Here is a 12883-nt window from a genome sequence, read left to right on the forward strand (position 1 = left end):
CGTGTGCAGCCAGGCTGGAGGCGCGCGCGGTGCCCGGGCCGCGCGGCGGGTGGGTGGGCGGGCCGGGCACCGCAACGGTGCCGTTGCGCGCGGCGTGGGGTTTCAGGCGAAGGCGGCCTGGAGTGCGGTTTCCACCATGTCGCCGAAGCTTTGTTCACGTTCGGATGGTGGCAGCGCGGCGCCGGTCAGCAGGTGGTCCGAGATTGTCAGCACCGCCAGGGCGCGGGCCTGATGGCGGGCGGCGACGAGGTAGAGTTCAGCGGCCTCCATCTCGACCGCAAGCACACCGTGGCGGGTCATGATCTCGTTCAGGTCGGGGCGTTCGTCATAGAACACATCCGATGAATAGATGCTGCCCACATGGGTGCGCGCGCCGCGGGCCCGGGCAGCGGTGACGGCGGCGTGCAGCAGGCCCCAGTCAGCGCAGGGGGCGAGGTTCAGGTCGCGCAGGATCCCGGCCGAGGGTGTGGAGAGCGTGCTGGCGGTCATGGCGATCACCAGGTCGCGGATCTGGACATGCGCCTGCATGGCGCCTGCGGATCCGATGCGGATCAGCGTTTTCGCGCCATAGTCGCGGATCAGTTCATTGGCGTAGATCGACATGGACGCCATGCCCATGCCCGAGCCGTGGATGGTCACGCGGTTACCCTTCCAGGTGCCGGTGTAGGCCAGCATCCCGCGGGTTTCGTTCACCAGTTCGGCGCCCTGCAGGAAGGTCTGGGCGGCCCAGCGCGCGCGATAGGGGTCGCCTGGCAACAGCACGGTTTCGGCAATCTGGCCGGGTTCGGCGCCGATATGGATGGTCATGGGGGCTCCTGCTTTCCGGGGGTCGGATGCAGGCTAGACCGGGGCACGGGCGGCGGCAAGGGCTGGTGTGGGGGGCGCCAGTTCGCGCCGCAGGTGCTGCGCCACGGTCCGGTCGGTCCAGTAGTTCGTATGCCCGCCTGCGGGAACCGGAATTTCCTGTGGCCAGCGGTCCCCGGGGTCCGGTGGGGCGCGGTGGTGGCGGTTTGCGTCGATATGGGTGCCGACGAAATCGTCCACGCGAAAGATGTTCACCCAGCGGCTGAGCACCGCCGTTTCGCTGTCCCCGCGGGGACGCCATTGCGGGCGCTGCCGCGGGGGTGGGAAGCTTTCGGGGAAGTAGCGGTTGTAGAGATGCGTGTAGGGCGCGCCCATGGTGATCAGCCCGATGGTGCCGTCTTCGGGCAGCTGCTCCAGCCAGCGCGCGCCTTCGGAGGCCAGCACTTCGAGCGCGATCACCGTGCCCTGCGAATGCGAGACCAGAACGATATGGTCCGGCGCCTCGTCCCGGATCAGCTGCGCCATGAGCAGGTTCATCCGTTCGCGGATGCGGCGGCGCAACCAGTAGCCCTGGGGCATGTGCATGGCGGGCGGTTCCTTGCGCCAGCCCAGGGCGCGTTCGATCCAGGTGCGCGTATGGGGGCCATGCGGGACCGGGGCGCCGGTTTTCGGGTCCTTCACCAGCGCGCGCGAGTTCCAGGAGGCATCGTTGATCCAGGAAAGGACATCGGTGAGGATGCCCAGCCCGGCCTCGAACAGCGGGCGTGCCGTGGTGACCAGCACCACCCCGGCGGTGGCGGTGATGCCCAGCAGAACCGGCGTGGCCCTGGCCAGCAGCCAGTCGGGGCTGAGCCGGCCCCAGCCGCCCCCGAAGCCGGTCAGTGCATGGGCGCCGACGGTCAGCAGCAGGCCCAGAAAGATGAACAGCACCAGCAGCATCCGGCGGCAGATCAGCAGGCGGTGGCGCTCGGCCAGCGTGTCGGGGTCATCCATGTAGCGCGCGGGGTCGAAGCCTTGGCCCAGCGCGCGTTTGCCCCACATGACATATCCCGCAATCACGGCAAGTGCGATCAGCGCCACCAGCGCCGGAAGCAGCCCGCGCAGCGCCGAGGTCACATGCTCCGGCTCGGGGATGATATCCGGCCCCAGATAGCCGACGCTTCCCCAGATGGCCGAGATCAGCAGAAACCACAGCAGGATCATCAGCCCCAGCGCGGGCACTGTCAGGTCCACCACATGCTCAGGGCGGGCGCCGCGCCGATACCGTGACCAGGAGCCGAAGCCCACCGCCACCGCCAGCCCGATTGCCAGTGCCAGCGCAAGGATCATCGCTGCGTAAAGCCGCAGCCCGATCAGGTAAATCCCTGTATACCCATCGGTGCAGTCGGTGGTGTCCGGGAAGATGGCGCAGCTGCGGGTGACCAGCCACAGGTCCAGCGTGCCCAGTGCCGCAGCATCAGAAGGCGGCGGTGCAACCAGTTGCATCAGCAGCACCGCCGCGCCGGTCAGCGCCAGCCAGCCGGCCATGTGCCGGGTCAGAAAGGCATGGGTGTAGCGCAGGGCCACCATGCCCCCGGCCATGGCCAGCGCGGCCAGGACAAGGGCCGTGACGGCTGCGGGCGGGTCCTCGGCCAGGTATGTCAGGGCCCGGTGCAGCAACAGCCCGCCCAGCAACACGATGTTGATGGCGATCACCGGGCCGTGGAGCGTCAGCACCGCGGCCGCCGCCAATTGGCGCATGCGCTGATCGGGGCCGAAGGGCTCGGGGAAGACCGCGCGGGCGTTCTCGCGGATGGCATGGCCCAGCCCCATGGCAACGCGAAAGAACCCCAGCACCAGCCCGGGCGCCCCCCCGCGCAAGGCCGCCACGTCTCCCCAGTAGAAATCGGCGATCACCCGCTCGCGGGGGTTGCGGTGGTCGTTGTCCGGAACGGCCTCGCGGAAGCGGCGCAGGCGGGCGGGGAAATCCCGTGCGCGGGTGCCGCTGTCCTGGCGGGGGTGTTCAAGCAGGTGGAAATCATCGCTCGATCCGGGGATGAAGCGGGGTGCATCCGCCTCCGGCGTTTCAGCCAATGGGTCATCAGGGTGGGCGGGCTCCAGCGCGGTGGACAGCATGTCGGTGGAGGCCCCTGCCTCACGCACGCCGACACCGTGCACGACAACAATCAACTGCTTGGTCATGGCGCCCCCCGGGTGCTGACGCTGCACCCGGAAGTAGAGCACGGCGCCTGTCCTTGCGCAACGGCTCTTTCCATGCGGGGGCCACTGGCCTATACCGGCGCGCGAAAAGCACAGCACAGGCCCGGTTCCATGCGCACAGCCAGCATCACCCGCAAGACCTCGGAAACCGATATCTCGGTCAGCATCGATCTGGATGGGGCAGGGGTGTATGATTGCGCCACCGGGGTGGGGTTCTTCGATCACATGCTGGACCAGCTGGCGCGGCATTCCCTGATCGACATCACCCTGCGCGCCAAGGGCGATCTGCATATCGACGACCACCACACGGTCGAGGATTGCGGCATCGCCCTGGGGCAGGCGCTTGCGCAGGCGCTGGGCGACAAGCGCGGGATCCGGCGCTATGGTGAATGCGCGCTGCCCATGGATGATGCGCAGATCCGCTGCGCGCTGGATCTTTCGGGGCGGCCGTTTCTGGTCTGGAACGTGGCGTTTCCCACGGCGAAGATCGGCGCCTTCGACACCGAACTGGTGCGCGAGTTCTTTCAGGCGCTGGCCACTCATGGCGGGATCACCCTGCATCTGGATCAGGTGCACGGGATCAACAGCCACCACATCGCCGAAGCGGCCTTCAAGGCGGTGGCCCGCGCGCTGCGCATGGCGGTCGAGGCCGATCCGCGCAAGGGGGATGCCATCCCGTCAACCAAGGGGGCACTCTGACCCATGCTGACGGTGCTGGTGGATTACGACAGCGGGAACCTGCATTCGGCGCAAAAGGCGTTCGAGCGCATGTCGGCCGAGGTCGGCGGCGGCGCGGTGCTGGTCAGCAGCCGGGCCGAGGATGTGGCGCGCGCTGACCGGGTGGTGTTGCCCGGCGACGGGGCCTTCCCGGCCTGCCGCGCGGCGCTGGACGCGGTGCCGGGGATGGTGGAGGCGCTGACCGAGGCGGTGCAGGTCCGCGCCGTCCCCTTCATGGGGATCTGCGTGGGCATGCAGATGCTTGCCACGCTGGGCCGCGAGTACCGGGAGGCCGCGGGTCTGGACTGGATCGGCGGCGAGGTGGTGCGGATCACGCCCGATGATCCGGCCCTGAAAGTGCCGCATATGGGCTGGAATGACCTGGTGATCGATCATGCGCATCCGGTGCTGGCAGGGGTGGCAACGGGCGATCACGCCTATTTCGTGCATTCCTATCATTTCCAGGTGGCGGACCCGGCGCATCTGCTGGCGCATGTGGAGTATGGCGGGCCGATCACGGCGATCGTGGGGCGCGACAATATCATCGGGACCCAGTTCCACCCGGAAAAGAGCCAGGCCAACGGGCTGGCCCTGATCCGCAACTTCCTGAGCTGGCGCCCCTGATCGCGCTGCTGCGGCCTGCCGCACGCCCGTCACAGGTCACGCCCCACCCACCCACCCGCGTGCCCTGCGCCGGGCGTGCGGCAGGCCGATACCGGCTTTAGCGTCATTTGCCAGCGGCCCGGCGCGCCGGGTCCGCGGGGTGTGCGGATGGCTGGGCGGGGCACAGCCCGCGGGGCCGGTGTGCCGGGCCGCCTTGTGCTGCGTCAGGTGACGCGCCCGCCGTCCATATGCAGCACGCGGTCCATGCGCTCGGCCAGCGCCAGGTTATGCGTGGCAATCAGCGCCGACAGTCCGGTGTCACGCACCAGTCCCAGCAGCACATCGAACACCTGGTCCGAGGTCGCCGGGTCCAGGTTGCCGGTGGGTTCATCCGCCAGCAGCAGCGCCGGGGCGTTGGCCAGTGCCCGGCAAAAGGCCACGCGCTGCTGTTCGCCCCCCGACAGTGCCGCGGGGCGGTGGTCATGGCGCTTGCCCAGACCGACCCGGTCCAGCAGATCCACGGCCCGTTCATTGGCTGCGGCGCGCGTCACGCCATTGGCCAGTTGCGGCAGCGCCACGTTTTCCAGCGCGGTGAATTCCGGCAGCAGGTGATGGAACTGATAGACGAACCCGATCTTCTGGCGCCGTGCCACGGTCCGGGCAGTGTCACTTTCGCGGCTCATGTCCTGGCCGTCCAGCAGCACGGTGCCGCTGTCCGGCGTGTCCAGCAGTCCCGCGATGTGCAGCAGCGTGGATTTGCCCGCCCCAGAAGGCGCGACAAGCGCCACCACCTGGCCCGGGGCCAGGGTGAGGGCCGCGTCCATCAGCACGCGCACCTCATTCGGGCGGCCCTTGTTGTATGTCTTGGTGATGGCATCCAGCGCCAGCACCGGCCGGGGGTCATTCATAGCGCAGGGCCTCCACCGGGTTCATGCGCGCGGCGCGTCGGGCGGGAAGGATGGTCACCACGAAGGACAGGCCCAGCGACAGGCCGACCGCCTTGGCCACATCTTCGGCGCGCAGCAGCGCGGGCAGGTTGTAGATCCCCCGGATTGACGGATCCCAGACCCCGCCCCCCGCCATGTAGTTCACGAAGCTGAACACCTGGTCGATATAGATCGCAAACAGACAGCCCAGGATCACCCCGAACACCGTTCCCGCCACCCCGACCGCGGCGCCGCAGATGAAGAACACCCGCATCACCGCGCCTTCGGTCAGGCCCATGGTGCGCAAGATGCCGATATCGCGGCCCTTGTTCTTCACCAGCATGATCAGCCCCGAGATGATGTTCATGGCTGCGATCAGCACCAGGATCGACAGGATCACGAACATCACGTTATCCTCCACATCCAGCGCGCGCAGAAAGGCGCCGGAGCTGTCGCGCCAGGTCCAGAGCAGGGCGCGTTCGCCGCCCGCGCGCAGCAGCGCGCTGTACATGGCGTCGATGCGTTCGGGGTTGGCGACCATCACCTCCAGTTCATCCGCCACACCATCGCGGTTGAAATAGATCTGCGCCTCCTCGAACGGCATGTAGACCCGGGTTCGGTCGATGTCATAGCGCCCGGCGGTGAAGATATAGACCACTTCGAAGGCGGACACCCGGGGGCTGGTGCCAAAGGCTGTGCGTGCGCCTTCGGGCGAGATCAGGCGCACCATATCCCCCGTCACCACGCCCAGTTCCCGCGCCACGCCCGAGCCGATGGCGATCCCGTCCTCGAACCGCATGATGTCGCCCAGGCTGTCTTCGGGGTCCACGATCCGCGGGATGGTGAGCAGGTTTTCCTTCTCGATCCCGAACACCTCGACACCCGCCGCGCCGCCGTTTGCGCTGGCCATGACCTGGCCCTTGATCAGGGGGGCGACACGGGTCACGCCCGGCACGGCGGCGACGCGGGCGGCCATGTCGGCGTAATCCTCGATCACGCGGGTCGCGGTGCCGGTTTCGGTCACATGGACCGCGTTATAGATGGTCACATGGGCATTGGCGCCCAGGATGGTGTCCACGAATTCGGCGCGGAAGCCCGCACGGACCGACAGGGTGGCGATCAGCGCGAACACCGCCAGCGTGATCCCGATGAACGAGATCAGCGTCATCACGCTGACGCCGCCTTCGGCCCGGCGCGCGCGCAGGTAGCGCCAGGCGATCATCCATTCGAAGCCTGCGAAAGGGGGTGTTCTGCCGGTCATGGGGGCTCCTGCAACTCGGGCGCCAAACTGGCCCGGGGCGCGGGGATGGTCAAGCGCTCAGGCGCGCCGGGCGGGCGGCGTATCGCAAGCGTGATGGCGGTTGAGGGCGCTCAGAACCCGCCATCGCCGCCCTGCTGCCAGGGCTGGACCAGATTGCCGAAGCGGGTGAAACGGCCCTCGAAGCTCAGCTCCACCGTGCCGATGGGGCCGTGGCGCTGCTTGCCGATGATGACCTCGGCCTTGCCATGGACCTTTTCCATGATCTCCTGCCATTTGGCCATGGCCTCCAGATCATGGTCGCCGGGCTTCTCGCGCTCGCGGTAATATTCGTCGCGGTAGACGAACATCACCACATCGGCATCCTGTTCGATCGACCCGGATTCGCGCAGGTCCGAAAGCTGCGGGCGCTTGTCCTCGCGGCTTTCGACCTGGCGGGACAGCTGCGACAGCGCCACCACGGGAATGTCCAGCTCCTTGGCGATGGCTTTCAGGCCTTGCGTGATCTCGGACACCTCCTGCACCCGGCTCTCGCGCGAGGCGCCTTTGAGCAGTTGCAGATAGTCCACCATCAGCACATCCAGCCCATGGGTGCGCTTCAGCCGCCGGGCGCGGGCGGCGACCTGGCTGATGGGCAGTGCGGGCGTGTCGTCGATATAGAGCGGGCAGGATTCCAGCGCCTTGGCGGCCTCGACAAAGCGGCGGAATTCTTCTTCGGTCATGTCGCCGCGGCGGATCTGTTCGCTGGGCACTTCCGAGGCTTCGGACAGGATCCGCGCGGCCAGCTGCTCGGCGCTCATCTCCAGGCTGAAGAATCCCACGACACCGCCATTGACGGTGCCTTCGGTCCCATCGGGGCGGGTGCCGCGCTTCCAGGCCTTGGCGATGTTGAAGGCGATGTTCGTGGCCAGCGAGGTCTTGCCCATGGACGGGCGCCCGGCCAGGATGATCAGGTCCGACGGGTGCAGCCCGCCCAGTTTCTTGTCCAGGTCCGTCAGCCCCGAGGAAATCCCCGCCAGCCCGCCATCGCGCTGATAGGCGGCGTTGGCCACATTAACGGCGTCCGTTACCGCCTTCAGAAAGCTTTGAAACCCACGTTCGGCCACGCCCTGTTCGGCCAGTTTGTAAAGCCGCTGTTCGGCATCGACGATCTGGTCCTTCGGCTCGCTTTCCACATCCACCTGCGCGGCGCGGGCGGCGATGTCCTGGCCCAGGGTGATCAGGTCACGCCGCACCGCCAGTTCGTAGATCATCTGCGCATAATCGCGCGCCGCATAAGAGGAAATCGCCGCCCCCGCCAGCCGCGCCAGATAGGCCGGCCCGCCCAGTTCCTTCAGCCCCTCGTCATCTTCCATGAAGGCCTTGAGCGTCACCGGCGAGGCCAGCGCGTTCTTCTGGATTCGCGTGCTGGCGATTTCAAAGATGCGCTGGTGCACCGGGTCGTGGAAATGCTCGGCCCGCACGAGCGAGGAAATCCGGTCATAGATGTCGTTGTTGACCAGAATCGCGCCCAGCAACTGCTGCTCGGCCTCGATGTTATGGGGCAGGGCAAGGGGTTCGCTGGAGGATTCGGCGCGGATTGCTGCAACTTCGTTCATGGCACGGGGACCTGTCGTTCGAGGGTGGGGCGGGTATGCCGGAAACGGGAGGCCAGCGCAAATTGTATAACCCTGTTGGCAAGCCTGTGGATGGTTTGTGGATGGCTGCGGGCTCCCTGCATATTGGGGCAAAGCGGGGCATTGCGTCAATATCTGGGTGTTCGGCTGCGCAATGATGTGCGGGGGGATTGTCCGGTGGGCCGGTCAGGCTAAGCTGTTGCCAAGGCAATGCGGAAGGAGCGCGCGGGTGCGAACGGCGGTGGGGTTGGGGGTCTTGGGGCTGGGCGCGGTGGCGCTGGCCTTCTGGGGGCTGATGTCCGCGCCGCCGTCCGATGCACCCGCCCCGGACCCTATGGCCGGGTTACTGGCGCAGGAGGCCCCCGGGCGCCCTGGTCTTGCGCCCGGATGGTCGCTGGACCTGCCCGCGGACCATGGCGCGCACCCCGATGCGCCGAGCGAACTGTGGCACCTCTCCGCGCATCTGGAGGGGCCTGACGGCGTGCCTCTGGGCGTGCAGTTCAACCTGGCGCGGCTGGCACTGGCTGCGCCTGCGGACCCCGGCGCGACCCCCGACTGGATGGCGCGCGATCTGTTTCGCGGGCATGTGATCCTGGCTGACCCGGCCCGCGGTGTCATGGCCGAGGAACGGCTGGCGCGGGCGATGGCGGGCGTTGCGGGGGCCGATGGGGACGGGCTGCGGCTGGACGGCTGGTCCCTGCGCTTTGCCCCCGAAGCCTGGGTGCTGGAGGCAGGCACCGGGGACACGCAGATCGCCCTGACCCTGACCCCGGCAAGGCCCGCGTTGGCCGCCGATGCCGAAGGCGCCCCCTTTCACGGCTATGCCTTTACCCGGATGACAGCGCAGGGGCATCTGCGGAACGGGGGGGCGGAACTGCCGGTCCGGGGCACGGCCTGGTTTGAACATGCCTGGGGCGCGCTGCCGATCCCGGGGGGCGGGGCGGCGGTGGTGTCGGACCGTTTGCAACTGCAGCTTGATGATGGCACCGACCTGTCGCTGGTCCGTTCACGCCGGGCGGATGGGGGCGGGCGGGCGACCCTCGAAGGCTTCGCCATTGATGCTGCGGGCGATGTGCGGGCCATTGACCCTGAAACCGCGCAGGTGGCGGTCACGCAGCACTGGGACGGGGCGGGGCGGCGCTGGCCGGTGGGCTGGAGTGTGACGCTGGACGGGCTGGCACTGGAGGTGACCCCGGTGATCGACGCGCAGGCCCATGATTTCATGGCCCCCCTCTGGTCCGGGCTGGTCCGCGCCGAAGGCCGCCGCGATGGCCAGCCGGTGCAGGGCCATGCTACATTGACCCTGGATGCGGAGGGGCTGGAATGACGCGCAGCACACGGCTGATGGGCATGGCCGCACTGGTGCTGGCTGGGGGCGTGGCGCTGTGGTTTCTGTGGCCCGCCCCCCAACCCCCTGCGCCACAGGCCGGGCAGAACCGCTCGGACACGGGGCCGGTCGCCGCCGCCGAGCAGCGCCCGGGCGACCCGCAGGCCGGGCGCGATGCGCTGCTCAACGCCCCCTATGTCAGCTGCGGCATCCCGCGCGAGGTCTGGACCCGGCTCGCCCCGGATACCGATCCGGACAACCTGCTGCCCGGGCGCACGGGGCGCAACGCCGATCTGCCCTATTTCCTGACCTCGCATGTCACCGAAACGGGGGTCGAGGTGGTGGCCAACAACTGCCTGACCTGCCATGCGGGCCATATTAGTGGCGAACTGGTGGTGGGGCTGGGCAACCCGTTTGTCGATTTCACCCAGGACGCGCGCGATCTGGTCACGCAATCGGGGCGTTTTGTGCGTGGTGCTGACCATGTGGCCGCCTGGCAACACTGGGCCGACCGGATCGAAGGGATCGCGCCGTATATCCGCACCGATACGGTGGGCATGAACCCGGCCACGAACCTCAGCTGGGCGCTGATGGCGCACCGGGACCCGGCAACCATGGAATGGTCGCCGGACCCGCTGCTGGACCCGCCCCCCGAAACCCCCGTGCCCCTGCGCACCCCGCCCTGGTGGTGGATGGGCAAGAAGAACGCCATGTTCTACACCACCATCGGGCGCGGGGATCATGCGCGCTACATGCTGTTTGCCTCGCTCCTCTGCGCCGATTCGGTGGAGGAACTGCACGAAATCGACGCCTATGCCGCCGATATCCGCGCGTTCCTGGAAAGCATCGAGCCGCCCGCCTTTCCGTGGGAGGTCGATACGGCCCTCGCTGCCGAGGGTGAGGCGCTCTTCAACACCAATTGCGCCAGTTGCCACGGCACCTATGGCGATGACCCCGGCTATCCCAACCGGGTGATCGCGCTGGACCGGATCGGCACCGACCCGATGTATGCGCAGACCATGACCGATGGCAGCCTGGACCGGTTCTATGACTGGGTGGACCGCTCATCCCATGGCGGCACCGTCCGCGCCGCCCCGGCCGAAGGCTATATCGCCCCGCCGCTGGATGGCATCTGGGCCGCCGCCCCCTTTCTGCACAACGGATCGGTGCCCAGCCTGGAAGCGCTGCTGAACCCGCGCCTGCGCCCGCGCTACTGGATGCACGCCGACCCGCCGGACTACGACCCCGAAGCCATGGGCTGGCGGTTCGAGGAACTGGACGCAGGCAAGGACGCCGCCCCCGACCGCGCCACCCAGGCGCGCATCCATGACACCACGCGCCCCGGCTATGCCAATACCGGCCACGGCTATGGCGAGGCGCTGAGCGCGGACGCGCGGCGCGCGATTCTGGAATACCTGAAAACGCTGTGAGAATGCGCCGGAAGGGAGAGGCGATGCAATTTGCTGCGCTGGCCGGGCTGCTGCGGTCACTGGTGATCTATTACAACCCGGCCGTGATCCGGCAGTCGCGGGCGCTGTATCGCGGGTTGCTGGGGCCGGGGGATCTGGCGATCGATGTGGGCGCGCATGTGGGCACCCGGGCGCGGGCCATGCGCGCGGCTGGGGCGCGGGTGGTGGCGCTGGAGCCGCAGCCGGTCTTTGCCCGGTTCCTGCGCCGCACCCTGCCGCGCGATATCCGGCTGATCGAGGCTGCCGCCGGACCCGCGCCGGGGCAGGCGGCCATGACGGTGTCCCGGCGCCATCCGACCGTGTCCAGCCTGAACGAGGGGTTCGTGGCCGATGCGGTGGCAAAGCCGGGGTTCGAACATGTCCGCTGGGATGCGCAGGCGCAGGTGGCCGTGACCACGCTGGATGCGGTGATTGCGGATCATGGGCTGCCCGCGCTGGTCAAGATCGATGTCGAAGGCTTTGAACTGGAGGTTCTGGCGGGGCTGTCGCAGCCGGTGCGTGTGATCTCGGTCGAATACCTGCCCGGTTGGCCCGCGCTGACCCTTGCGGTGCTGGACCGTCTTTGCGCGCTGGGGGCGTATCGGTTCAACGCGGTGCGCGGGGAACATGCGCGGTTCGAATGGCAGGACTGGCAGGATGCGCAGACGCTGCGGGACTGGCTGGCCGCGCTGCCCGCCGATGCGCAATCGGGCGATCTCTATGCCCGGCTGGAGGATGCCTGGTCCCCTGCGCCCGGCAGCACATCGACCGAAGGAAGATAGGGCTTGATGTCCAGAAGCGGCGTGCCGTCCATGGCGTCAATCGCATCGATCCCCACAATTCCCGCAACGGGGTCGATGCTCTGGCAACGCACCACGGCCATGGCCACCGGGTTGGGCCGTACCGGGGAGCGCAGGGCAAAGGTGCCCGCAGGCGCGTCACGGTGCCCGGGGTGCTGGCGGATCAGGTCGCGCCGGGCGCGGTCCATCCAGTAGAGCAGAATCAGCCCGTCCCCCGGCGCCAGACCCTCCAGTCCCGGGCGAAAGGGGGCTGCGATCTCAAGCCGGGCGTTGCCGCCGCCACCCTCGCGCGCCTGGGTCAGGTTCTTCGGGCAATCACCGGGGGCCCAGTCGCTGCGGATGGTGCCGATGAAGGCCAGCGTGGCATCGGCTGACAGCGGGCCGGGCAGGGGCTGCTCGCCGGGACGCGGGGTGTTCATGCCTCCGGCTCTGCAGGCGCCAGGCGGAAGCCGGTGGCGACCACGTATTTCTCGGCGCTGTCGGCGCGGCTGGCGGGGGGTTTGACATTGGCAACCTTGGTGAAGCGTTGTTTCAGCCGGGCCTGCAGGTCGCTCTCGGCCCCGCCTGCCAGCACCTTGGCCACGAAGGTCCCGCCCTCTTCCAGCACGTCAAAGGCGAATTCGGCCGCGGCCTCGCACAGGGCGATGATGCGCAGATGGTCGGTCTGGCGGTGCCCGGAACTGGCCGCGGCCATGTCCGACATCACCACATCCGCCCGCCCGCCCAGCCAGGCGCGAACCTTGTCATCGGCGCCGACTTCCAGGAAATCCAGCACATGGGTTTCGGCGCCGGGCAGGGGGTCAACCTCTTGCAGGTCCACGCCCAGAACGCGGCCCACGGGCTTGCTGCGATCCTCGCCCAGGGCATTGACGCGGGCCACAGCCACCTGCAGCCAGCCGCCCGGCGCGCAGCCCAGATCCACCACCCGCGCGCCGGGGCGCAAGAAGCGATACTTGTCATCCAGTTCGATGATCTTGTAGGCCGCGCGCCCGCGATACCCCTCACGCCGGGCCGCCTGCACGTAAGGGTCATTCAACTGCCGCTCCAGCCAGCGGGTGGAGGACAGCTTGCGCCCCTTGGCGGTCTTTACCCGCACCCGCAATTCACGCTGTCCCCGCCCCGAGGTCTGCTTGCCCTTGGCTGCCATGGTGTCTGCTCTCCCTGCCGCCGCCGGATGATCCGCAG

At 68.3% G+C, this 12883-nt stretch carries 12 protein-coding genes; 5 read left to right on the forward strand and 7 right to left on the reverse strand.

What is annotated here, in order from left to right:
• Window positions 1–102: 102 nt before the first annotated feature.
• A complete protein-coding gene (gene deoD, locus HUK65_RS03565) occupies window positions 103–807 on the reverse strand; it encodes a purine-nucleoside phosphorylase (protein WP_179904759.1) in 705 nt (234 codons plus the stop codon).
• A 33-nt stretch (window positions 808–840) separates the two neighbouring features.
• A complete protein-coding gene (locus tag HUK65_RS03570; protein ID WP_179904760.1) occupies window positions 841–2985 on the reverse strand; it encodes a hypothetical protein in 2145 nt (714 codons plus the stop codon).
• A 129-nt stretch (window positions 2986–3114) separates the two neighbouring features.
• Here HUK65_RS03570 and hisB point away from each other — a divergent pair, with 129 nt between their 5' ends.
• Window positions 3115–3702 carry an imidazoleglycerol-phosphate dehydratase HisB gene (gene hisB / locus HUK65_RS03575; protein ID WP_179904761.1) on the forward strand — a complete coding sequence of 196 codons (588 nt, stop codon included), beginning with the start codon at window positions 3115–3117 and terminating at the stop codon, window positions 3700–3702.
• Between the two features lie 3 nt (window positions 3703–3705).
• A complete protein-coding gene (gene hisH / locus HUK65_RS03580) occupies window positions 3706–4344 on the forward strand; it encodes an imidazole glycerol phosphate synthase subunit HisH (protein ID WP_179904762.1) in 639 nt (212 codons plus the stop codon).
• 203 nt (window positions 4345–4547) lie between these two features.
• Here the strand turns inward: hisH and HUK65_RS03585 are convergent, their stop codons facing one another.
• The 3 genes from HUK65_RS03585 to HUK65_RS03595 form a co-directional block, all read right to left on the reverse strand.
• Window positions 4548–5231 carry an ABC transporter ATP-binding protein gene (locus tag HUK65_RS03585; RefSeq protein WP_179904763.1) on the reverse strand — a complete coding sequence of 228 codons (684 nt, stop codon included), beginning with the start codon at window positions 5229–5231 and terminating at the stop codon, window positions 4548–4550.
• Window positions 5224–6510, reverse strand: coding sequence for a lipoprotein-releasing ABC transporter permease subunit (locus tag HUK65_RS03590; RefSeq protein WP_179904764.1), 1287 nt, complete (start codon window positions 6508–6510; stop codon window positions 5224–5226). The genes HUK65_RS03585 and HUK65_RS03590 overlap by 8 nt, the downstream gene beginning before the upstream one ends.
• Before the next feature lie 110 nt (window positions 6511–6620).
• Window positions 6621–8105 (reverse strand): replicative DNA helicase, encoded by a 1485-nt coding sequence (locus tag HUK65_RS03595; protein ID WP_179904765.1) that lies wholly within the window; start codon window positions 8103–8105, stop codon window positions 6621–6623.
• Between the two features lie 247 nt (window positions 8106–8352).
• Between HUK65_RS03595 and HUK65_RS03600 the strand changes: the two genes are divergently transcribed.
• The 3 genes from HUK65_RS03600 to HUK65_RS03610 are packed head-to-tail and all read left to right on the forward strand — an operon-like array spanning window position 8353 to window position 11680.
• A complete protein-coding gene (locus tag HUK65_RS03600) occupies window positions 8353–9450 on the forward strand; it encodes a lipocalin-like domain-containing protein (RefSeq protein ID WP_179904766.1) in 1098 nt (365 codons plus the stop codon).
• Complete coding sequence (locus HUK65_RS19075) at window positions 9447–10880, forward strand: c-type cytochrome (protein ID WP_327787028.1); 1434 nt, start codon at window positions 9447–9449, stop codon at window positions 10878–10880. Before HUK65_RS03600 ends, HUK65_RS19075 begins: the two co-directional genes overlap by 4 nt.
• 2 nt (window positions 10881–10882) lie before the next feature.
• Window positions 10883–11680, forward strand: coding sequence for an FkbM family methyltransferase (locus HUK65_RS03610; protein WP_235441741.1), 798 nt, complete (start codon window positions 10883–10885; stop codon window positions 11678–11680).
• Here HUK65_RS03610 and HUK65_RS03615 read toward each other — a convergent pair.
• Window positions 11617–12117: an SAM-dependent methyltransferase gene (locus tag HUK65_RS03615; RefSeq protein WP_179904767.1), complete on the reverse strand. Its 501-nt coding sequence runs from the start codon at window positions 12115–12117 to the stop codon at window positions 11617–11619. The genes HUK65_RS03610 and HUK65_RS03615 overlap by 64 nt on opposite strands.
• Window positions 12114–12845: an RlmE family RNA methyltransferase gene (locus HUK65_RS03620; protein WP_179904768.1), complete on the reverse strand. Its 732-nt coding sequence runs from the start codon at window positions 12843–12845 to the stop codon at window positions 12114–12116. Before HUK65_RS03620 ends, HUK65_RS03615 begins: the two co-directional genes overlap by 4 nt.
• Between the last annotated feature and the right edge of the window lie 38 nt (window positions 12846–12883).

This window comes from Rhabdonatronobacter sediminivivens, assembly GCF_013415485.1.
Taxonomy (GTDB): Bacteria; Pseudomonadota; Alphaproteobacteria; order Rhodobacterales; family Rhodobacteraceae; genus Rhabdonatronobacter; species Rhabdonatronobacter sediminivivens.